Raw genomic sequence first — 23,381 nt, 5'->3', positions numbered from 1 at the left:
AAAGCTTAGAACAATTTCTAAGCTTTTTTTATTTTTTATAATTCTTGACTACCAACTAAAAGTCTTTTCCGTTTTATCTTTGAAGCAGACTTTAACAGATTCTTTCTTTATTTTTACGCGTTTTACAAGGGACAATTCTTCGTCTGAAAATTCTTCTCCTGATCTCTTCCACAATAATAATGAAGTATAAATACCCTTGTCTTTCTTTGGGTTATAAGAGTCAACAACATTAATCACAGTACTTTCTTTGGTTACTGGGTGTAATCCATTAGAAGTTACTGTTGTAGCTTCATTCCAACCAGAAATAGGGACCAACGCAAGTTGATACACCCCATTATCAATCATATGAACTTCCTTCCCTTTTACAACACGCGAACTTTTCTTAATATATCCATTGATATGAGGAAGTGAATAATGACCAAACCGCAAGTCAACAGAAGTTTTGCTATTTAATTTATCAACTCGCAAGATTCCGTTCTTCAAAGGCATCTCTGCCAACTGTAAACTAGTGTTTTTTAAATATTCAGATGCCAAATCTCTATAGTATACTTCGTTTTCAAACTTATTAAATGTATACAAATGACCAGGTTCATTTTTATACGTAACATCATTAGTTCTAAAAACATAATTCATAGAAACGACACCATTTTCGGTATCATCAGCTTGCCATGGAAATGCACTATTGTATGATAACTTGTTGTAATTTTCACTAGAACGAAAAGGCTCTTTTATTCCTATTCTAGGAACATCGCACCAAGCGCGAATTTCTGACGCACCAATCTCTTTATAGTTCGATACCATAATTTTCGACCCCTCATAAAAATGATTCGTAACATTTTCTTTCATTGCATCTTTTTCCCAAACACCTTGATTCTCTTTTTCAGACCAAAACTTACTTTCTTTAGGAGATAGTAAACTCAAAAAAGATTTTGCCATCCAATACACGCTGCCTCTGCAACTATAATATTGGGTAGATGGATCGAATGCCCCATAGAATCCAAGAGTTGGAACCCCATCTTTCATAAATTCTGGATGCTGTAAAAATTGTAATAACACACCCGAAGAAGTTCTCCTCATCGCTCCCCAATTTGCTTTTGGCAAGCTTTTCTCATACAAACTAAATAATGGAAAAGGACTAATAGAAGCAAAACGATAGGTAATACTTCTACCCCACATAATCATTTCACCATTTTCACTAAACATATAGGGGTAAGATTTTTCTAAATCCAAAAAGTTATTTTTCAGTTTTTCGGCTATTTCAGGATAATATTTTTTTCCAAAAACTTCTGACCAAAAAGGCCCGTACATTTGAAATGCCCACATACTATAATAATCATAGGCTGGGTTATCGTTGTACCAACCATCACCTCGATAGTGAGCCAAAGATTTGTTTAAGTATTCAACTAGGAGTTTCTCATTTACTTCATACCCTTTGTCTTTAAAAAAACTCAAAACAAAAATATTAAAGAACTTCCAGTTTGAAGGAACCGTAGGGCCATCTGCATAACTTAGCATTTTCTTAGCTAACTTATCTTTTTGGGCTTGAGTTAAGGGATCCCACAATACTTCAGGTACCGTGAACATAGACATACTAAGCGCCCCAAACTCTACCAAAGTTTGTCCTGGCCAATCTCCTACTTTATCTTTGATAAAAGAAGGATGATTTTCGTTCATCAAATTCAAAATATTATGTTGGTAATATTCGGCTAAGTGAATTCCATTTACAACCAAATCAGGATTTTCTCTAAGCAACGGAGCAGCAACAAATAAGGTTCTGCACAAACCCTCTAACTTTTCAACTGGTTCTTGCCATTTTCCTCTCGGATAAGCTACAGACCCAATTTTTGGAAATTTCAATGGATCATCAAGAGTAGATACGTAACTGAATGCTCCTTCAAGCATGTACATAGCTGCATCCTCCCAATGCGTTCGCGTCATTCCTGTAATTGGACTTTTCTCATAGTCCGGATTTTTTATTTGAAATATTTCTTGACCGCCAAACAACTTATACACCTCTGATCCTGCGGCTAAAAAAGCTCCTGAACCATACACCTCCGTTTGGTCTTTAAATGATTTATCTGGTCCAGCACCAATGGGTTGAACATAACCTAACATACCCTCTTTAGTAATATGACTCGTCAAACAGTTCCATGCCTTTTCTATATGAGGCTGATATTTTTCTTTACTCAACAATCCATTATTAACCCCCCAAGCCAAACCAAATGTAAAAAAGGCAGTTCCACTGGTTTCTGGTGTTTTATAAAAATCTTGATTCAACAAACTCATCGCCCAATGCCCCTCTGGTGTTTGAATTTGAATAAGCTTTTCAGCCATCTTTAAATAAATATCTTTGAAATACGCATACTCTTTTGAACCAGGGTTATATTCATCCATTAACAAGGTTAATCCGCCAAAAACCCAACCATTACCTCTAGACCAAAATATTTTATTTCCATGATCTCGTTTCTCGATAAAACTATCATCTCTAAAAAATAAGTGTTCTTCATTATCAAATAGGTGTTCTTTGGTCGCTTCATATTCTGTTAACATCCAATCAGAATATTTTTTGTCTCCTGTGATTTTAGAAAGCTTGGCCCAAATAGGAGGAGCCATAAACAAGGCATCACACCAGGTCCAACGCTCCAAATGTTTATAATTCTCTAAAGTAATTGGCTGTTTACTAGGATGATCTATAATGAAATCAAAACGTTTCTGAGTACCATGAATCATTGAACTATCTTGATACTTTCGAAATAACTCAAGATACATCTGTCCAACGGTATGGTCATCCGCCATATATTTTCTCCAATGCAACTCCCAGTTATGATTTTCACCGATTGAACGCATCAATTTCCAATAGCGATCATCCTTTGCTAATTTGGCATATTTTACCATTCCTACATACAATGCTCCATTGGTCCAATCTCTTTCGTGATGTGGTTTTTTTCGTCCACTATAGGAGTCTTTAAAATGATCTATTTGCCAATTGGCAACTCTTTCCATTTCGTTTCGAACTGAAACTGGATTTATACTTTGCGAGTTAAGTAGAAATGCACAAAACAAGGTACATAACATCGTACTATAAAATTTCATCATCTATATTTATTGGTGTTTATCAAAAATACAATCGATTGTATTATTATAGAAGACATATGATTCATTTAAGAATACGTATGTCTTATTTGGTTATTTCTATTGCATTAGTCCTTTTGTTTAAGGCCAATTATTTACTGCAATACTTCGGCATTTAAGATTATAGAACTTACATGTCCTCCTGTATCGGGAAAAGACAGGGTAACTTTGTTATCACCGTTCTTTAGATATTTTACTGGAAATGGAATTTCTATCACCCCAAAATAATGTTCCCGAGGAGCTTGATCATAACCACTCCAATTAGAAGGAACATTTATTTTTTTCCCATTAATAGTAACTTTGGGTGCTTTGCTTAAATTATGCGCACGTGCAATTCCCATTCTTAATGAAGCCCTACCTTTTTTTCCAGCTTCAACATTTTCTATCACAAAAGACAGGCTTTGATTTGCAGCAATTTCTTGAAGGTAGGTTTTAGAATAATAATTGTTCTCTTTCAATTCTTTAGAAAACTCATATTCTTCAACATCACATTCCAATACAACCGTTTCGCCTTTTTTCAATGTAAGCTCAGAAAGTTCACTTATATCTGTAAAATAGACCAATTTTGGAATACCGCTTGAAGTAGTATACAGCCTTCTTAAGGTAGTATTCTTAATCAAGCCTTGACTTTTATTCATAAAGTCTAAACTTAATAACTCTTCATTATCAGATAGATTGTTGATCGCAATATATGCTTTCCCGGTCTTTACAAAAGCATTTGTTTGTATATCAGGGTTATTAGAAAATATCTCTACTCGTTTACCTTCGACATCTTTCCAAAGCTCATAGAATTTTTTCATGTGGGTATATTTGTAAGACCCATTTTTAAGCTTTCGCATTATCACCCAAGGATAAGGATGTCCTTCAGGATTATCCGGACTTGTGTAAAAAAAACTTCCTTTACCTACGATGAAAGGTACCGCTTTTAGCAAGCGATCTGGTTTGTCCATCAACGCCATCAAAATATTGTTGTACGACACCAAACAAGTACCATCTAACTTAGCAGAATAAGGTTTTCCTTGTAAGCCTTTGGCTGTATACCCATACTCAGAAATCAAATGGGGTTTTACAATTCCCCATTTTTTATAACTATAGGCTTCAATCAAATCAAGAATCGCTTCAGCATTACTTCCCGAACGATAACTAAAATCACCAGAAACATTTCGACCATCATAGATATGTGTGGCAAAAAAATCCATGCTTTCTCCTGCATTATCCATAAATACTTTCATCCTTGTATTCCAATGCCAAAAATTATTTTTAGACATTTCAGGCCAAGCTGCACTATAGCCACCCACCAACATATTTGGAACTTCTGCATGAATCTTATCAGCAACAACTTTATGAAATTTAGACATTTCAACGATAACACCTTCTGTTTCTGCCCATGTTTTTACATAATCTTTTGCATGTACAAAAGGCTCGTTCATAATCTCATAGTATTTTGGCAATGTCGGATATCCTTTCTTAATATACTCAACATTGTAAGCTGCTACCTTAGCATAGTCTTTATTTAATTGAAATGCTTGACTAGGATGATCAGTAATAATAAAATCCGTTGTTTTATGCTCTTTGTACATAGGAGAATTTAGAAAATAGCCTTGAGATTTTTTAGCATAGGCTGCTGCATCTGATAGTTTAGGGTCGACATCTTTTTTCTTATTGAAAGGTTTTGGTCCGCTAAATGCTCTACCAAATTCTATCCCCAAATGTTTGAATAAATAATCAGATTCTGGGGCCAAACCCCAATCTGTATATGATGCATGTATTGAAAAATACTTCTTCCTACTCAAATCACTTTCTTCACCAATAAATTTTTGTGTATTTAAATCAACAGACACAACGTTTTTCTGAGAAAAACCAAAGGTTGAAATTAAAATAGATAAATAAAATAACTGTTTTTTCATCTTTTTAAAATTTTACAAATTTGTAATAATCAGCATCACTTGTTACAACAAAATATGGACCTTGTTTTAAATTTGATACTTGTATTTTGTTGGTTTGGGAGACCTCTTTAAGAATTGCACCTTGCACACTAATGATTCGAATGTATTTATAACTCAACTTACCAGGTAAAGTCAATACCTCAGCATCTTTATTCAAAGATATCTGGATACTTTTCTCATTAATTTCTTTCATTGTTAGCTTTTTCTCCGGTTTTTTGAACCAGATATTGTTCAAATTTACAACTGAAGTATTTTTATTTTTAAAATTTTCGTTGGAACCGAAATTCAATTGAAACCTATAATCTTTTCCAGGTTGTTGTTGAGGTATTGAAACTTGTACTTTTTTCGTTCCTGTTCCGGCAGAAACATCAATTTTTTTAGAAGTACCGATCCACTGCCCCCCTTTCCATATAGACACTTGAATAGCACCAGGATTAGGAAAAGTGTAATCAACATTTAAATTATAATTTTCTTTACTTTCATAAACTGTAGGAGTTGCCAAAGAGAATGCTGCTGTTTCTGGTTGCGTAACAGCCCCCTTTACAATCTCTAAATTGTATACAGAAGTACCTGCCATTGCGGTTTGCCAACTACCACCGCTTTCTCTCATAGATAGAATAAGTTTGTATTTTTCACCTTCTACAACTCCATTTTGGGGAGTAAGACTTATATCTATTAATCCTCTTCCTTTTTTTACTTTTACAGTCTTACCAGACCAAATTTTGTTTGGCCCACCAGATAAGTCTAACGAAATATCTCTATTTTCTGTAGCTACATACCCTACAGAAAAACTAAAATATGCAGCATTCTGGATTTTTGCAGGTATCGGTTTAAGGAATAAAACCTTATCAACTTCTTGTGAAAAAACACTAGATGTTATCCCTATTAAAAAGACAATGATAAGTTTTCTATTTATTTTAATTTTTACATTCATAATCGATCTGTGTTAATATTTAAACCTACTATTTCATAACCAATATTGAGATTATTCAGGTTTTTGCAACGTCAATTTAAACGAATCAATCGCATGATAATTTGATCTGGCAGCAATTTCAATCGTATATTCCTTAGCCTCAGAAAATGTACCAAAAACTCTGTGAGCATCATTATCTGAAGTACTACTGATCCAACTCCATGCACCTCCTGTATTCATGTATATCTTAAAGAAACCATTTCCGCTTTCTCCTTTTGGAATAGGTGATTTTCCTGAACCAGCTGGGTAAACAACAGATCCATCTTTGTAACTGATCCCGTAAAAATTATCAGCATCAGGGAACTTTAACCAACTGTCATTATGTTCTGAAGTAGGCCCATTTGGATCAACTTTGGCAATGTAAGATTTCCATTGAAATAAATAAGTTCCAGGCACTGTAATATTTACTTTGTACGTGAGTTTACCAGCTTTTCCAATATTGGCAGCTCCTTTCCAAAACTGTGCAGGTCCCTCCCATACAATATAACCATTTCCTGAATAATCAGAAATATCTGTTTTCAATTTCCAATCTTCAACTAATGTTGCCGTTTCTGTTTCCACGGTAATAACAGTAGGAACAAAAGGCGGAGCATCTTCTTCACATTCACATGTGTTTTCATTCAAGGTATATCCTGTCTCACATACTTTTGTGCACACCACAACGATTTCTTCGCAGCTACATGTCTCTTCATTTAATTCGTATTGTGAACGACATTTTTTATTACATCCTTCATCGATTATCGCTTCTTCCGAAGCGCTAGAACAACTAACTAAGAATATCGAAAAAATTAATATTACTTGTACATAGTTAAATGGCAACTTTAAACTTCTCATTTTTTATAGGGTTTGGTTTGGTTTGTATTATATTTTGCTACTTAAATTGAATCCAATCTATATTTGCAACATATTTTGCACCATTGCTTTCGAAAGTTAATTTGACGTTTTGAACTCCTTTTATCTTTTTTGTAAGCGGTACTTCAATCTCTTTCCATGTATTCCAATTTCCAGTATTCAGAACTTTAATCGAAGCTACTTCTTCACCCCCTACAATTACACGAATCGTTCCTCCTTGCAATCCAGAGCTTACTCTCGCAGTAACAGTTTTCGGTTTAACATTTCCAAAATCAACTGCATTATAAGTCACCCAAGCACCATTTTCTACATAGTCTAACTGCCAATTTACAGTTGTACTACCTTTGATTCTACTAACCTTTACCTTATGTGCGTCTGAATACCTATCTATTTGAATTGGTTTATCAATAGATGTTAATCCAACTCCTCTTAATGTTGCTTTTTTTTCTAAAATCATTCCTTTCTCATCGAAGAACAAACTATCAACTCTCATTGAACGCAAATGTTGATCATTAGAAATATCGTGATGGTGATAAAAAATATACCATTGATCTTTATACTCTACTATAGAATGGTGATTCGTCCAAATACCATCTTTCCAACGCTCCATAATCATCCCTTTGTATTTGAAAGGTCCCATTGGACTTTTTCCTACGGCATATGCTATTTCTTCTGATCCAGATGCATTATGCGGAAAAGTAAAATAATACAAACCATCTTTCTTAAAGACAAATGAACCTTCTTTGTATTTTGATGGCAAATCTTTCACGACTTTTCCCTTCCCTTTGATGCTTTTCATATCACTATTCAATTCAGCAACTCTCAAATGTTCTCCTCCACCATAATACAAATATGCTTTTCCATCATCGTCGATAAAAACATTTGGATCTATTCCATCTACACCTTTGATATAATCATCTTCCAATAAATATGGTCCTTCAGGAGACGATGCAGTAGCAACACCAACTCTTCTAAAAGCACTTTTATCAGTTGGTGGTGCAGGGAAATAATAATAGTATACCCCATCTTTTTCAATACAATCTGGTGCCCACATACCAAAGCCATCTTTTTTACCCCATGGCACTTCAGTTTGATCTATGATCTTTCCATGATCCTCCCAGGTCACCATATCTTCAGTTGAAAACACATTGTATGAAGGCATACAGAATCCATTTTCTCCTTTTCCTTCTTCGCAAACAATATCAGTTGAAGGAAAAACATATAACTTCCCATTCATAACTCTCGCTGTAGGGTCTGCTGTATACATATGTGTAACTATAGGATTTTGCGCAACTAAATCCCATACAGCAACGAACATCACCGTTGCAAATAATACTTTCTTTATTCCCATCATATTCTTATTTTAACTGTTTATAATTGTTTGAACTCTATAGCTTGTCCGCCTCCCGAAGCAAGCTTAATTTCTATTGTATCTAAAGAAGAAACTTCTTTTGTAAAGATCTCAACTGCTTCGGGGTTTGTTTCCCAGTCTGCATCTTTAGCATCTGCATAAATTGTTGCTTGGTATGTTTTTTCTGAGGTTAAAAACGACAAATCTATTTCTAAAGTTCGTTTATGCTCATCTGTTATACTTCCTAAATACCAATTTTCTGTTCCCCTTTCTTTACGAGCAACTGTATAATAATCTCCAATTTTCCCATTGAGAACTTTACTTTCAGACCAGTTTGTTGGAACGGATTTTATAAATTCAAAGGCTTTATTTCCTTCATAGTTTTCAGGAAGATCAGCCGCCATTTGAATTGGACTGTACATTGTTAAATAGTAGGCCAATTGTTTACAAATTGTGGTTCTTACTCTAAATTTTGCTGTACTCCAACTCTTATCTGGCAATAACATTTTGAATATTCCTGGTGTATAATCTATAGGTCCTCCCAAGATTCTTGTAAATGGCAATACCAAACCATGCTCTGGTGAATTACCTTCACTCCAAGCATTGTATTCTTGTCCTCTAACTCCTTCTCTCGCCATCAAATTTGGATAGGTACGTTGTTCTCCTGTGAATTTTATTGGCTCATGATTTACTATTTGCAACTTATATTCTACAGCTTTCTGAACCATTTTTTTATAATGCCTTACCATATACTGACCGTGATGATGCTGACGATACGTTTTCTTCTTTGTGTCGTAATTTACGTCTCCCGTATATCCAACTTTTACTGTCTTTATTCCAAGGTCTTGACACATTTGATACAACTGATCCATTTTAGGTTCGTAGTGATCGATATCTGATATTGTCTCATGATACATCATCATTCTCACCCCCCTTTCTTTTCCATAGGCACAAACTTCTTCAATATCAAAATCATCTGTCGATGTTTCCCAATCAAAAATTCCATATCCTGTCCAAGATCCTTCCATATCATCCCAGCCTTTATCCCATCCTTCAATAAGGACATCAGGAATGCCATGCTTCGCGGCGAAATCAATATGATATTTTGCGTTTCTCGTGTTCGCACCATGTGGTCTCGTAATCGGTTTACCGAATTGAGTTTTCTCAGCCCAAGCCGTTTTCCCGATATGTAACTCCCACCAAATGCCTATATATTTATAGGTTTCAATCCAACTAGTATCTTCGTAGGTGCATGGAGGGTTCAAATTTAAAATCAGATCAGACTCAACTAAATCTCCTGCAGTTTTAGCTATTTGAATAGTTCTCCAAGGAGTGTTAAATGGAGTTGAAGCTCTAACTAAGTCTCCATTCAACCATGGTGTTAGATGAGCTTTTAACTTCGTCCCTTCTTTAGTATTCAACAAATTCATTCCTGCATAATCGGTTAAATCTGCTTCGTGAATACTAATGATCAAATCATTCGAAACCTCAATTGTAGTTGGCGTATTTGCCATATTAGCACGCTCTTCTTTGTCTGGTCTTCTCGCAAACTGAATCGAATCCCCAATCTGACTTATTGGTGATGCATAATAAATTTTTTCATAGTTATCGTAATCTGCAAAATTCCACCAAGCTTTATAATCTCCATTAAAATTAAATTCTGTCAATTCATTTGTAATCACAAAATCTTTAAGTGCGCTTTGAGATGGAAAAAAATATCGAAATGCAACTCCATCATCATAAGCTCTTGCGATTACATCTACTAATATTTCCGTTGACTTTTGCTTCAAATGAAGTATCAACTCTTGGTATTCATTAGAAACTATTTCTTTTTGCCCCCAAACAGTATTCCAAGTCGTATTTTCTGTAGAAACTTCTGTACCGATAATCTCAAAATTCTTTTTTAACGAATGTCTTTTCAATTCAAATCCTAATGCAGATTCTTTGATAAAATTAGTACTGTAAGCAGTTGCACTAAAATACAATTGTCCAGCGTCTGATATGCTAAATGAGATCTCATTTATGTTATTAGGTGAACTTATATTTGTAGTGAATTCATCAGAATTATTGCAACTAATGAGTAATGAAAAAATTAGTATGTATACTATACGCATCATCCTACTTTTTAAAATTTAATCTTTTCAGCCTTTACAGATCCTGAAAAAGGAACCAAATAAAATGAATACTTATAACTACCTGGACCAATTCTATACTCTGCATGGGGCTCAGCACTATCCGACCAAGTATCATCACCTCCAACACCAGTTTGTATTAAATCTACTTGTATTGATGACGTATTTGTTTCTGTTAATTCTCTCGTAAACATCGCTTTTTGGATATCATACAAATCGTAAGGAACCACACTAAAACTTAACACATCTTCACCTTTTACCAATACACCTTTCGAGTTGTTATGTACCTTAAACCATCTTGTATCAATATGATTACCATACTCGCTAGGTTTTACATATCCATAACTCATGGTTTTGATCACGCCAGAATACAAGCCTACTTCAGCACCGTAATACCTATCAGCATAATTTGGTTGCGGTCCTCTTCCAAAATATGTAAGGTTTTTGTATGACGAAGCCATATTAAACTGCATTCCTATTCTCGGTGCGTTTGGAGCGGTAGCATCAATTAGTGATTCGTAGTCAATCTTAACTTTTCCATTTCCGAGGATTGTATAGTTAAGCTTCATCTTTACATTTGGGTTTTCTATTTCACCTTGCACAGAAACGATAACTTTTCCCTTCGTTTTTGAATCAACTTGCAAACTCTTTACTTTAAATCTATCCTCGGCATGCATCCAATCTCTTTCGGCTGATAATTTCTTTGCACGACGATATGCCATATCATTCTCCGTTTCAGCTCTCCAAAAATTTGGTTTTATAGGAGATTTTAATACATCCATGCCATTGGATTGGTAGGTATGGATATATCCTGAATTTTTATCAATTTTTAAGACTACATATTTATTTGATATCACAACTTCAGACGATGTTTCCTTTACCAATAAGTTTGATTTACTAGTTTCATCAGTAGCAGGTTTCACTAAATAATTAAGCTTAAACTGTTCTTGAAAAATTACATATCCTTGTTTTTCCCATAACTCATTCTTTTTTAGTTTACCAATAATTTTTATGTGGTATTCACTATTTACATGAAGTTTTGGTTTCTTAAATTTTACTTGAAAAGTCTCTTTTTGAAAAGCTTTTGTAGACAAGCCTTCTTTCAAGATTCCTGTTTTGATTACTTTTCCGTTCTCAGTGATTTCCCAAGAAATTGAATATTTTGAAAGATCTTGAGCATGATGTCTGTTCGTAATCTCAAAAATTCCAGAGGTAGGATCTGTTGATGTTATCACTACAGGTTGGTTTACCTTTTTACATTCAATGATTTCAGGTTTCGGAGTTCTATCTGAGGCAATTATTCCGTTGATACAAAAGCTTCCATCATTTGGTGTGTCACCAAAATCTCCTCCATATGCTAAATACTCAACACCTTTTGCATCTTTTCTTAAAATACCTTGATCTATCCAATCCCAAATAAATCCACCTAAAGCCCTATCATTTTTATAAATAACATCCCAATATTCTTTCATATTCCCCAAAGAATTACCCATCGCATGGGCATACTCACACATCAAAACAGGTCTATTATCAAAACTTGTATCGTCAATTAATGCTTGTAACTCATTAGGCTGAGGATACATTCTACTCAACATATCTACCCATTTTGGATCGGTTGGATTTCCTTGATCTTGTGTAAAAAATGACTTTTTATATCTTGGATCTGTAGGGTCGCCTTGCGCTCCTTCGTAATGTACAAACCTTGTTCGGTCAAACTCTTTTATCCACCCTGCCATTGCTGCATGATTAGGACCTTTTCCTGATTCATTCCCGAGAGACCACATCACAATACTAGGGTGATTCTTGTCTCGCTCAACCATTCTTATAGCTCTTTCTAAATAAGCACTTCCCCATTGAGAATCATTTGCCAACTGACCTCTAACCCCATGCGATTCTAAATTTGCCTCATCCATTACATAAATCCCATATTGATCGCATAAATCATAGAAATACGGATCGTTAGGATAGTGCGATGTTCTTACCGCATTAAAATTGAATTTTTTCATCAATTTTACATCTTCTTCCATATCAGCTCTAGAAACCGTTTTACCATTCAACATATGATGGTCATGTCTATTTACGCCAATTAATTTAACAGGATTTCCATTGACCAAAAACCTTCCTCGATTGTCAATTTTCACTTCTCTAAAACCAACCTTTACACTTGTAGATTCTATTAAATTTCCTTGTTCATCTTTCAAAGTAAATAGCAAAGTATATAGATAAGGTTGATCTGAAGACCATTTTTTTGGAGCTGTAACTTTTGTCTCCATCAATCCGAAATACACATTATCTCGTTGAGGATACCACTCTCCAAAATAGTTTTTCAAGGGCATCTTTGTAGGTTCACCAACTTTACTTCCAGTAGCATTTAACAACTGGGCGGAAAACTGCCAATCATCAACTTTTGTTTCTAAGGGCTTTACACCAAAATGCCCAACTTTTTGGATGTATTTATCTTTAATATTTGCAATAAATTTAGGTCTGATTTGCAATAAAGCATCTTCATAATTTTCGTCAAAATCTGTTCGAATCTGCACATCTGAAATTCGCACTTTAGGAACCGCCTTGATATACACTTCTCTTTCAATTCCACTCATTCTCCAATGATCTTGAGCTTCTAAATAACTACCATCTGCCCAACGATAAACTTTCACTGCAATCGTGTTTTTTCCATTTCTGATATGCTTTGTAACATCAAATTCAGAAGGCAGTCTCGTATCTTCACTATACCCTACAAAATTTCCGTTTACCCAAACATAATAGGCTGAAGAAACCCCTCCGAAATGAAGAATCACATCACGTTTATTCCATGTTTCATCAACAGTTACCGTTTTAATATATTGCCCAACCGGATTATCATGATGATTGATATTTGGATAATCACTAAAAAACGGATACGTAGAATTTGTATAAATCGGTTTGCCATAACCTCTCATTTCCCAATTTGACGGTACATCGATTTCTTTCCAATTTGAAGCATCAAAATCTTCTTTGTAAAATGACTCGTTTGCATCTTCAGGTTTTGCAACCCAAGAAAATTTCCAACTCCCATTTAAGAGCTTAAAAAATTGAGATTTTTGACGTTTGTTCTCTGTTGCTAACGTTTCATTTTCATAAGAATAAAATGTTGCCTTTGCTGGCAATTTGTTTATTTGATTAACGTAAGGGTTTTCCCAATCATTTTTTTGTGCCAAAAGGCAAATTGGAATTAAAAAAAGTAATTGATATAAATGTTTTCTCATAATATTGAATCTCGGTAAATAGCATTCAGTTTACAAACCTATTTATAAGAGAGAGATTATAGAATCTCAAATGTTTTTTAGAGGGAAACAAATGCTTTATTACATATATCTAAACTGTCAATATCAAGAAGTTAAATATGGTAGTGCTAAAACAACTCAAATATTGCGCTGATATAAAATAGGTAATTACAATAACGATATAAGAACAATCAATTTTCCTGATTGAGTTTTGTTGTGTACCTTTGACATTGAAAAATTTTGTTTAACACTAAAAAAAATATTATGGCTTTTGAATTACCAGAATTACCATACGCATATGATGCGTTAGAACCACATATTGATGCAAGAACTATGGAAATCCACCATAGCAAACACCATCAAGGATATACAAACAATTTAAACAATGCTATCGCAGGATCTGATGCTGAAGGAAAATCTATTGAAGCAATTCTTGCTGATTTGGATATGACAAATGGTGCTGTAAGAAATAACGGAGGTGGTTTTTACAACCATAGATTGTTTTGGGAAGTTCTTTCTCCTAATGGAGGTGGAGAGCCTACAGGTGAATTAGCAGATGCTATCAATGCTGCTTTTGGTTCTTTTGAAGCTTTTAAAGATGCTTTTTCTAAAGCTGCTGCAACTCAGTTTGGTTCAGGATGGGCTTGGTTATGCGTTGCTAAAGGAGGAGTTGTGAATGTATGTTCAACTCCAAACCAAGACAACCCATTAATGCCAGGTGTAACTTGTGGAAACCAACCAATTTTAGGATTGGATGTTTGGGAACACGCATATTACTTAAACTACCAAAACAGAAGACCAGATTATATCAATGCATTTTTTAATGTAATTAACTGGGAAGAAGTTTCTAAAAAATATGCTGCAGCAAAATAGTTTTTGCACATAAATGATAAAAAGGCTGTCTATGTAAGACAGCCTTTTTTGTTTCATCTTTTGTTTTACTTGATCAAAACCTTCTTAGAAATCACTCCTTGATCTGTTTCAATTCTAATAATATATACCGAAGATGGAAAACTTTGAACATCTATTTTATAGTCTTCTTCTACTGAATTCACCACTTCTAATACTTTTTGTTGCACACCTACCCTATCGTACACCACAATTTTGGAGATTGTCATCTCTGAGTTAGCATGAATCAACAATTCATTCGTTCGACTGTCTTGGTATACCAACAACATCTCAGCCAAATCAACTGTTGGAGTTGATAACAACCCGTCTCCTTTAAAAGTAATAAAGAAACGATCTGAATGTGCCCCTTCTTCTAAGAACAAAGAAACTTGTCTATCATCATTTAATCCATAATAAATATCATTCAGCTTATCGTACAAATATACTTTATCAACAATGTCGAGTTTTTCCAATACTTCAAACGACACTACTCCTTCTGTACCAATCACCACTTCAAGCGGCAACTCTTTCTCTACTGAGTACGTATTTACACCTGCAATTACATAACTCCCTTCTTCTTCAGAAAACTTCCAATACGCATCATTGCTTTGAATGTCATAAATTCCACTATCATAGGCATTATCATAAGCATCAGTCAATCCTTCTTTAAAGACAGTTAAAAGCTGTCTTCGTAATAAAATATTATTTTCATTTTTCTGGTCAAAACCAATTCTAATCGATGGCAATTTTTTCGATGTATGGCTAGATTTTGTTATTTGATTTTTTTTACCGTTTTTATAAAAAACAGATTCTGAGCCCTCAACCACAAATGCTCGCATTGAATTATTGAATTCAACATCACCGTCAGCAATAGCATTCACAAAAAACCCTTGCGCTACAGGAATGTATTGTTCCGGTTCTATACCCGAACTAGACCCCAATCCAGCAACTCCAGGAGGCGCTACCGCAGCTACACCACCTCCGATATTTCGAACTGCATATCCACCTTGATACTTCAATTTATGATGCCCTTCATTTCCAGTCGTTGACGTTTCTCCATTATGTTCCCAAAAATAAATACTACCGTCAATAATTCCATTATCTACACTATTTAACTGAATAAAAGCATCTGCATCTAATGCAGAAGGATATGGGTTTCCAACCAAAGCTGAATTATCTTCTAAAACAGCTACGGTATAGTCTCCATCATTAGGAATTCCGACAAACGTATATCCTTGAACCGCTCCAGGTCCCTTCATAGTGTAACCTTGACCTGGATCTAATGTTCCTGTTGTACCTACTTGTGACCAATTCGCATCAAATTTATACAACCAATAACTAGAAATGGTAATCGGATTGGTCGTGTGATCACCATCATATCCTGAAGTAAAAGTAACTCCTAATGGATTTGTACTTACTCCTGTTGGAGTAGAACCATCCTTTAATACATTTCCTATTGTATATTGTGTTTGACCAACACCAACAACAGGAGACGACCAATAATTATATCTAAACTTACTGTTATTTGTACCTTGCTGATCAATATATAGATTTCCTGTATTTGCTAAATTTTGAGAAACTCCAGTATGTGTTTGCAACAACTGAGACGTGCCTATCAATCTAATATCTCCACTGTTATCAATTCCGTCTGTAACTTGTAGTCTTGTTCCATTAGAAACAACTAATTTACCGCCACTTTCAACCTCAACTTCTCTAACATTTGCGTTTTCAGTTAGCGTTAAACTACCATCTGCAGTACTTTTGACTAGCAACTTAAAACAGCCATCGTTGATATCAGGTACATTTGCAGTTCCGCTTCCATTATAAAACTGAGTATCATCGACCACAATTTTATCTTGATATTCAAGGGTAAAATAACGATTGTTTCTAATTCTTACATTTTCAGCACGATATAAACCGCCACCGATGTCCGTAAGTGGATAGATATCACCTGATGGTGGACTCAACAAATCACTATTATTATCAACAATCAACTGTAAAAAAGAACAACTTTGCATCCCTGAAAGATCGACCCCATTCAAATCAAATGTAACATCTACTCTTCCAGGATTATTTCGTCTACTAGCTCTCCAAACCGTATTTAATCTTTCTTTATAGTTACTCGTGTTGGTCTCAAATGCTAATGCTGTTTGATTATTTCTACCCCAAAACAAAAACTCATCATTTCCTAACCCTCTCGGATTATTGATTCTTACAATTCCTGTACCTTGTGAATCTGTATGATTTGATCCATCAGTAGCCTGACCGATACCTGCTACATCATAATCGAAATCTCCGTTTGCAGAATTGTCTTCATTATAAAAATCGTTTGCAGATAATGCTCCGTCGTATTTAGCTTGCAAATAATTTTCAATGATTATTTTTTGCGCCAAATTCAAATCTTTATCAAAATAAATAACTTCGGCATAATCTCCTTCTGTATATTTAGTTTCTGTAATACGCTTACCGATTCCGATTAGGTTATAATCAAAAGAACCTGTTGATGATACACTCGTACTTGCCACACCATCTAACCTAATAATACTATTCGATCCATCGTACTCAGAGTTCATGATTTTAACTGAAGACCCAGATAATCCATTAGAAACTACTGATTTCACACCATCTCTATGTGATTCTATATCATCTGAACTATCGTATCTATTTAAAAACACAACATGATCTGTCGTATTCCAATCAAGTTGTCCGCTTTTAGACCCGGAAATTATTCCTGCCCATGTAGCGCTATAACCTGTAATTGTACCTGCAAAATAAACTGAAGCTGTCGTACCGGTATTACTGGTCACACTACTTTGAAAATAATCTGTACCATCTAAAGACACAACCTCATGATTGTTAATAGTTGTAGTGTAGGTAGGATCTCCACCAATCAAGGTCACATCGTTTCCGTTTCCACTCTTGTCTAACCATGCTGTTACTACATCACTACCATCACTAGTAACTCCACTGTCTCCTCTTAGCCATAATTCTAAGGCAGTACTTCCATCTGTATTTCCTACTCCTCCTGGACCTAAATACCCTAATACTTCAGTAGAATTAACCCCTCCCAATAAAAACTCTTGATTGACACCTGAGTTACTAGTCTCTGTCAATGTATTTGCGCCGGTATCTAAAGTAGCCGACAACAAACTCCAAGATGTATCTTCGTTATCTGTTCTATTGTACAGTTCAACATTTGGTTCAGCAGCCATTGCATTGGCATACAATCCATAATCAAATTCGACCGTATAGGTCGGAGAGGACCCACCGGTTACGTAAACGCCATAATATATATCATTACTACCAAGAGCATTTGTTATACCTGAAACCGAATTCGGCGTCTCATCTACTCGGTAAACATGTACACCATCTGGAGTACCAGAAACTGTATTGATTTCAATATTACCTTTGTTGGTAGATGTTAAGCTAAGTATTTCTCCGGTCCAACTACCGGTATATAGATATGCAGAAGCGTCACCAACTGGGGCACCAGAAGTAACCCAATCAGAACCTGAATTCATGTTCGTTAAAGTACCATCAACCGCATTAGTTGTTTCGTCGGTAGCAGTTGTACCTGTTGCATCATCAAACCTCCAATACCCTTCTAAACCAGTTTCTGAACCTGTTAGTTTTTGACACATATACGTTTTTAAATCTGCTTCAGATCTTGTCACAGACCAAACACGCACCTCATCAATTTTACCTTCAAAATAATTATCTACTCTACCTATCCACCTTAAAGGGTTAACAGGTGTACCGGTGACTCCCGTTTTGGTTGTTTCAAGTACCCCATTTATGTACACCTTTAATTCAGAACCTTGATACGTCATGGCAACGTGATTCCACTGGTCTTCAATCAAAGTACCTGAATCCGTATTCCCTGATTGCCAAGTAGTACCATTCCCAAAACCAAAGTGAATTCTATCATTTTCATACACCCATAGACCTGGCGCACGATTTGTAGAACCTGTTACTTGATTCCCCATAAACCCATGCCAAGAGCCATTTGGTTGAGAAGAATAGATCCATGCTTCTAAGGTAAACGAAGCACCCAAAGAAATACCGGTTGCTCCTAAATCAACATAATCGTTCGACCCATCAAAATCCAAAGAATACTCTGAACCCTGAGAATAGATGGTGGTTGTTAATAAAACAAACACAGTTAATATGTGATATAATTTCTTCATTATAAATAGCTACACTATAAAAGTAGCGATTTCCCCAGATTACTTACGGCTTGTTGTCCTTAAAAAGTAAATAACATCAATTATTCAACAAACTGCTTATTATTACAAACAATTGGTCGATACCAAAGTTTTACTTGAAAAAAAACTCTAACTACTTCAATATCACAAAAATAAAACTTTGATACGCCACAATAAAAAAATCGCGTTATCACTAAACAAAAGTTAACAAACAAGCATAATTTCTATTAACGTATGTTCAAGAACAAACTTTTGTAAACTAAAAAAAGCCTCATTACTGAGGCTTTTTCTAAATATTTATGATAAACTTTACTAGTATGCTCTCTTATTTTTACCTTCATAAAAATTAATAAAAGCTTCATTTACAACTCTTTTTCCTCCATTTGTAGGATAGTCACCGCTAAAATACCAGTCACCTAAATGATCAGGACAAGCTTCATGCAAACCTTCAATTGTTTGAAAAATCACTTCAACATCAGCTTTTACATTGGTTGTTTTTAACATTTCTGCAATTTTATCAGAAATTTGAGTTGCTGTAAATGGCGTATAAATTTCTTTCACAAAATTTTCGATTCCAGCATCTTCTTTGATACGTTGCTTGATGCATTTTTTGTACACATCGGTAACAATATGGTATTGATCTGTATCTTTTAACAACTCTAGCGCCGCTCTAAACGCAATAAAATCACCAATTTTCGCCATATCAATTCCGTAGCAATCTGGGTAGCGAATTTGAGGAGCAGAAGAAACAATCACAATTTTTTTAGGATTTAACCTATCTAAAATCTTAATGATACTTTTCTTTAGTGTTGTACCTCTAACGATACTGTCGTCTATAATTACAAGGTTATCGTCTTTCTTGACGACACCATAAGTGATATCATACACATGCTCAACTAAATCATCACGACTGTTATCATCTGCGATAAATGTTCTTAGTTTTACATCTTTCACTGCAATTTTTTCTACTCTTGGTCTTTCTGACAAAATTTCGTTCAATTTCTCCGGAGAAATTTCTCTTTTCCCTTTTAAAATTTTCAATAATTTTTGCTGATTCAAGAAATCCTCAGCCGCTTCTCTCATCCCATAAAATGAAGTTTCAGCCGTATTTGGAATGTATGAAAAAACAGTATTTGAAATATCGTTATCTATTTTTTTCAAAATCTCTGGAAAAACAATTTTACCAAGATTTTTACGCTCAGTATAAATATCAGCATCACTACCACGAGAGAAATAAATACGCTCGAATGAACATGATTTTTTCGGTAGTTGCTCTAAAATTGGTTGCACTGAAATTTTTCCTGATTTTTTTGCGATAATTGCATGTCCACGATCTAATTCTTTCACAGATTCCAATGGAACATTGAAAACCGTTTGAATCACAGGCCTTTCTGACGCGACCACCAAAACCTCGTCATCTTGGTAATAAAAAGTAGGTCGTATTCCGGCAGGATCTCTCATTACAAAAGCATCACCATGTCCTAACAAACCAGCCATAGCATATCCTCCGTCAAAACTTTTTGTTGCGCGTTTTAATATTCTTTGAATATTAACTTTTTCTGCGATGATCGGAGAAGCATCTTTTTTGCTAACACCACCTTTAATATCTTGGTATAAGCTTTCAACTTCGTTGTCTAAGAAATGTCCAATTTTTTCCATTACCGTAACGGTATCGGTATTTTCTTTTGGATGCTGACCTAATTCAATTAATTCTTCTAATAATTGAGAAGAATTTGTCATATTAAAGTTACCAGCAACAATAAGATTTTTATGTCTCCAGTTGCTTTGGCGTAAAAATGGATGCACATTTTCTATACTATTTCCACCGGATGTACCGTAACGCACGTGTCCTAAAAATAAATTTCCTATATAAGGTAAGTTTTCTTCTTGCCAAGCTACATCGTCAACTTTATCAGGGTTCTCGACCAAACCTTCATTCAATCGCTCGTTGATTTGAGCAAAAATATCTTGAATAGGTTGTGATTTATTAGATCGAACTCTACTGATATATCTAGAACCGGGACTTGCATTGAATTTTAAACTCGCAAAACCAGCACCGTCTTGACCACGATTGTGTTGCTTTTCCATCAACAAATACATCTTGTTGATACCGTAAAATGCCGATCCGTATTTTTCTTTATAAAACTCTAATGGTTTTAATAAACGAACCATTGCAATTCCACATTCATGTTTGATAGCATCACTCATAATAATATTCTCTTTTGGAGTTAAAGTAACTTTCCGTTTGTATTAATTTTTTGATGGAATTTCCATTTCATATTTTGTTAAGTTTCTAAAACTCAACAATCGCTCATTTACTTCTGAATCTGTTACGGATTGCATGCGCTCTGTTCCAAATTTTTCAACACAAAACGATGCTAAATTTGATCCGTGAATCAACGCATTTTTCATGTTTTCGAAAGATACATCGTTAGTTTTTGCTAAGTAACCAGAAAAGCCACCTGCAAAAGTATCACCTGCACCTGTCGGGTCAAACACTTCTTCTAAAGGCAATGCTGGTGCAAAGAAAACCTGTTCTTTATGAAACAATAATGCTCCGTGTTCTCCTTTCTTAATCACCACGTATTTCGGCCCCATTGCTTGAATTTTTTCTGCAGCTACCAATAAAGAATATTCTCCGCTTAATTGTCGTGCTTCTTCATCGTTAATGGTGATTACATCCACTTTTTTGATGACCTCTTTTAACTCAGGCAACGCGATATCCATCCAAAAATTCATCGTATCTAAAACAACCAATTTTGGTTTTTCAGTCATTTGTTCTAAAACTGCATTTTGTACTGAAGGATGTAAATTTCCTAACATTACAATACCCGCATCTTTAAAATCTTCTGGTACAATTGGATTGAATGATTCTAAAACATTTAACTCTGTAGCCAATGTATCTCTTGTATTCATATCATTATGATACTTTCCAGACCAGAAAAAAGTTTTTCCTTCTTTTACAACTTCAACACCTTGCGTATCTACATTTCTATCATTCAACATATCTAGATACTCTTGTGGAAAATCACCCCCAACAACAGAAACTATTCCAGATTTCACGTTAAAATTTGCTGCTGACAAGCCAATATACGTGGCTGCACCTCCTAAAATTTTATCTGTTTTTCCGAATGGCGTTTCAATTGCATCAAATGCAACTGTACCTACAATCAACAATTTACTCATTTACTTCTTTTTTAGACTTTTAAAAAGTTCGAATCTTTTGTATAAAATTCTTTAAACTTCAGTGTGTTTCAATAACTTTGCAAAAATAAGTTTAAAATATGACTATCAAAGAAATACAAGAAGAAATTATCGATGAGTTTTCTATGTTTGAAGATTGGATGGAGCGATACGAACACATCATTGACTTAGGAAAATCTTTAGCTATTATAGATGAGACATTTAAAGTTGACGAAAACCTAATCAAAGGTTGTCAATCTAAAGTTTGGTTGCATTCAGAACTAAAAGATGGCAAACTATATTTTACAGCAGATAGCGATGCGATACTTACAAAAGGTATTGTAGGATTGCTTTTAAGAGTCGTAAACGAACAGACACCTGCTGCAATTATTGATGCGGACATGTCTTTTATCGATCAAATTGAACTAAAAGAACATTTGTCTCCAACACGAGCAAACGGATTGGTATCAATGATCAAACAAATTAAGCTATATGCCTTGGCTTTTCAGTCGAAAGTAAGTTCGTAAGCTTTTTAGAATCTTACGTACAAAATTCAAAACACGATAAATTAGTATCTTTGATGCTAGCTAAAATATAGAAATTAAGATGGAAGAATCTCAAATTACAGATATAGGAGAAAAAATAGTTCAAGTATTAAAAACCATATTTGATCCTGAAATTCCGGTTGACATCTACGAATTAGGATTGATTTATGATGTAATGGTGAACGAAAATAAGGAAGCAAAAATTTTAATGACACTTACTTCTCCAAATTGTCCCGTTGCTGAAACACTGCCGAAAGAAGTAGAAAATAAAATTGAGCAATTAGAAGAAATTGACAATGCAGAGGTGGAAATCACTTTTGACCCTACTTGGACGCAAGACATGATGAGTGAAGAAGCCAAATTGGAACTTGGATTTTTATAAGCCCTTTTTGAGAAAAGCATGAACGAAATTGTAAACAAAGTTGCCAACAGCAAACTCGTAACTATAGACCTTGAAGATTATTACCCGAAAGGAAATCGCGTGTTGCTAGATATAAAACCTTGGTTGTTTCAAGAATTGATTTTGAAAGAACAAGATTTTAGAGAAGTTGTAAGCAACTATAACTGGGAGTCTTTGAAAGATTGCTATGTGGCATTGACATGTACTGCAGATGCTATCATACCCTCATGGGCATATTTGTTATTAACAACATATGCGGCTCCTTTTGCAAAAAAAATTGTAGTTGGAGACTTACAGAATCTTGAAACTTCAATTTTTCAAGAAGTCATTCAAAAATTCGATACTACTTTAGCACAAAACAAACCTGTTATTATCAAAGGCTGTGCAGACAAACCTATACCTCCTACAGCCTATACACAATTGATAGAAAAAATACTTCCGCACGCTAGCTCAATCATGTATGGTGAGGCCTGTTCAACCGTGCCGTTGTTTAAAAAGAAAAGAAATTAAT

At 34.8% G+C, this 23,381-nt stretch carries 14 protein-coding genes; 4 read left to right on the top strand and 10 right to left on the bottom strand.

Annotated features, from left to right (window positions below):
• Window positions 1-48: 48 nt before the first annotated feature.
• The 7 genes from F6P99_RS13375 to F6P99_RS04350 all read right to left on the bottom strand — a co-directional run bounded on the left by F6P99_RS13375 (window position 49) and on the right by F6P99_RS04350 (window position 13,631).
• On the bottom strand, window positions 49-3,096 hold the full coding sequence (locus tag F6P99_RS13375; protein WP_193315987.1) for a DUF2264 domain-containing protein: 3,048 nt from the start codon (window positions 3,094-3,096) through the stop codon (window positions 49-51).
• Between the two features lie 131 nt (window positions 3,097-3,227).
• A complete protein-coding gene (locus tag F6P99_RS04375) occupies window positions 3,228-5,039 on the bottom strand; it encodes a beta-agarase (RefSeq protein ID WP_152286207.1) in 1,812 nt (603 codons plus the stop codon).
• Between the two features lie 4 nt (window positions 5,040-5,043).
• Entirely contained in the window at window positions 5,044-6,012 is a 969-nt protein-coding gene (locus F6P99_RS04370; RefSeq protein ID WP_152286206.1) for a hypothetical protein, read from the bottom strand.
• Window positions 6,013-6,063: 51 nt separating this feature from the next.
• Window positions 6,064-6,885, bottom strand: a complete 822-nt coding sequence (locus F6P99_RS04365; protein WP_152286205.1) for a hypothetical protein — start codon at window positions 6,883-6,885, stop codon at window positions 6,064-6,066.
• A gap of 37 nt (window positions 6,886-6,922) precedes the next feature.
• On the bottom strand, window positions 6,923-8,257 hold the full coding sequence (locus F6P99_RS04360) for a family 43 glycosylhydrolase (protein ID WP_226913013.1): 1,335 nt from the start codon (window positions 8,255-8,257) through the stop codon (window positions 6,923-6,925).
• Window positions 8,258-8,274: 17 nt separating this feature from the next.
• Complete coding sequence (locus tag F6P99_RS04355; protein WP_152286204.1) at window positions 8,275-10,371, bottom strand: glycoside hydrolase family 97 protein; 2,097 nt, start codon at window positions 10,369-10,371, stop codon at window positions 8,275-8,277.
• An 8-nt stretch (window positions 10,372-10,379) separates the two neighbouring features.
• Window positions 10,380-13,631, bottom strand: coding sequence for a glycoside hydrolase family 2 TIM barrel-domain containing protein (locus F6P99_RS04350; protein ID WP_152286203.1), 3,252 nt, complete (start codon window positions 13,629-13,631; stop codon window positions 10,380-10,382).
• Window positions 13,632-13,913: 282 nt separating this feature from the next.
• On the opposite strand from F6P99_RS04350, the gene F6P99_RS04345 reads away from it, so the two are divergent.
• Entirely contained in the window at window positions 13,914-14,522 is a 609-nt protein-coding gene (locus tag F6P99_RS04345) for a superoxide dismutase (protein ID WP_152286202.1), read from the top strand.
• A 65-nt stretch (window positions 14,523-14,587) separates the two neighbouring features.
• On the opposite strand, the gene F6P99_RS04340 is transcribed toward F6P99_RS04345, so the two are convergent.
• The 3 genes from F6P99_RS04340 to F6P99_RS04330 form a co-directional block, all read right to left on the bottom strand.
• Complete coding sequence (locus F6P99_RS04340; RefSeq protein ID WP_152286201.1) at window positions 14,588-18,724, bottom strand: LamG-like jellyroll fold domain-containing protein; 4,137 nt, start codon at window positions 18,722-18,724, stop codon at window positions 14,588-14,590.
• A 330-nt stretch (window positions 18,725-19,054) separates the two neighbouring features.
• Window positions 19,055-20,950, bottom strand: a complete 1,896-nt coding sequence (locus F6P99_RS04335) for an amidophosphoribosyltransferase (protein ID WP_152286200.1) — start codon at window positions 20,948-20,950, stop codon at window positions 19,055-19,057.
• 42 nt (window positions 20,951-20,992) lie between these two features.
• Complete coding sequence (locus F6P99_RS04330; RefSeq protein WP_152286199.1) at window positions 20,993-21,928, bottom strand: PfkB family carbohydrate kinase; 936 nt, start codon at window positions 21,926-21,928, stop codon at window positions 20,993-20,995.
• A gap of 98 nt (window positions 21,929-22,026) precedes the next feature.
• Here F6P99_RS04330 and F6P99_RS04325 point away from each other — a divergent pair, with 98 nt between their 5' ends.
• The 3 genes from F6P99_RS04325 to F6P99_RS04315 all read left to right on the top strand — a co-directional run bounded on the left by F6P99_RS04325 (window position 22,027) and on the right by F6P99_RS04315 (window position 23,380).
• Complete coding sequence (locus F6P99_RS04325; RefSeq protein WP_152286198.1) at window positions 22,027-22,452, top strand: SufE family protein; 426 nt, start codon at window positions 22,027-22,029, stop codon at window positions 22,450-22,452.
• A gap of 79 nt (window positions 22,453-22,531) precedes the next feature.
• On the top strand, window positions 22,532-22,852 hold the full coding sequence (locus F6P99_RS04320; protein WP_152286197.1) for an iron-sulfur cluster assembly protein: 321 nt from the start codon (window positions 22,532-22,534) through the stop codon (window positions 22,850-22,852).
• Between the two features lie 18 nt (window positions 22,853-22,870).
• Window positions 22,871-23,380, top strand: coding sequence for a DUF2480 family protein (locus F6P99_RS04315; RefSeq protein WP_152286196.1), 510 nt, complete (start codon window positions 22,871-22,873; stop codon window positions 23,378-23,380).
• The last annotated feature ends 1 nt before the right edge of the window (window position 23,381 follow it).

The organism is Flavicella marina, assembly GCF_009193215.1.
GTDB classification, from domain to species: domain Bacteria; phylum Bacteroidota; class Bacteroidia; order Flavobacteriales; family Flavobacteriaceae; genus Flavicella; species Flavicella marina.
This window is presented reverse-complemented; position numbering and strand designations above follow the sequence as displayed.

What these genes read in the sequence shown, in the direction of transcription:
- F6P99_RS13375 (WP_193315987.1), bottom strand. Translation starts at nt 3,096, where the DNA reads ATGATGAAATTTTATAGTACGATGTTATGTACCTTGTTTTGTGCATTT.
- F6P99_RS04375 (WP_152286207.1), bottom strand. Translation starts at nt 5,039, where the DNA reads ATGAAAAAACAGTTATTTTATTTATCTATTTTAATTTCAACCTTTGGT.
- F6P99_RS04370 (WP_152286206.1), bottom strand. Translation starts at nt 6,012, where the DNA reads ATGAATGTAAAAATTAAAATAAATAGAAAACTTATCATTGTCTTTTTA.
- F6P99_RS04365 (WP_152286205.1), bottom strand. Translation starts at nt 6,885, where the DNA reads ATGAGAAGTTTAAAGTTGCCATTTAACTATGTACAAGTAATATTAATT.
- F6P99_RS04360 (WP_226913013.1), bottom strand. Translation starts at nt 8,257, where the DNA reads ATGATGGGAATAAAGAAAGTATTATTTGCAACGGTGATGTTCGTTGCT.
- F6P99_RS04355 (WP_152286204.1), bottom strand. Translation starts at nt 10,371, where the DNA reads ATGATGCGTATAGTATACATACTAATTTTTTCATTACTCATTAGTTGC.
- F6P99_RS04350 (WP_152286203.1), bottom strand. Translation starts at nt 13,631, where the DNA reads ATGAGAAAACATTTATATCAATTACTTTTTTTAATTCCAATTTGCCTT.
- F6P99_RS04345 (WP_152286202.1), top strand. Translation starts at nt 13,914, where the DNA reads ATGGCTTTTGAATTACCAGAATTACCATACGCATATGATGCGTTAGAA.
- F6P99_RS04340 (WP_152286201.1), bottom strand. Translation starts at nt 18,724, where the DNA reads ATGAAGAAATTATATCACATATTAACTGTGTTTGTTTTATTAACAACC.
- F6P99_RS04335 (WP_152286200.1), bottom strand. Translation starts at nt 20,950, where the DNA reads ATGAGTGATGCTATCAAACATGAATGTGGAATTGCAATGGTTCGTTTA.
- F6P99_RS04330 (WP_152286199.1), bottom strand. Translation starts at nt 21,928, where the DNA reads ATGAGTAAATTGTTGATTGTAGGTACAGTTGCATTTGATGCAATTGAA.
- F6P99_RS04325 (WP_152286198.1), top strand. Translation starts at nt 22,027, where the DNA reads ATGACTATCAAAGAAATACAAGAAGAAATTATCGATGAGTTTTCTATG.
- F6P99_RS04320 (WP_152286197.1), top strand. Translation starts at nt 22,532, where the DNA reads ATGGAAGAATCTCAAATTACAGATATAGGAGAAAAAATAGTTCAAGTA.
- F6P99_RS04315 (WP_152286196.1), top strand. Translation starts at nt 22,871, where the DNA reads ATGAACGAAATTGTAAACAAAGTTGCCAACAGCAAACTCGTAACTATA.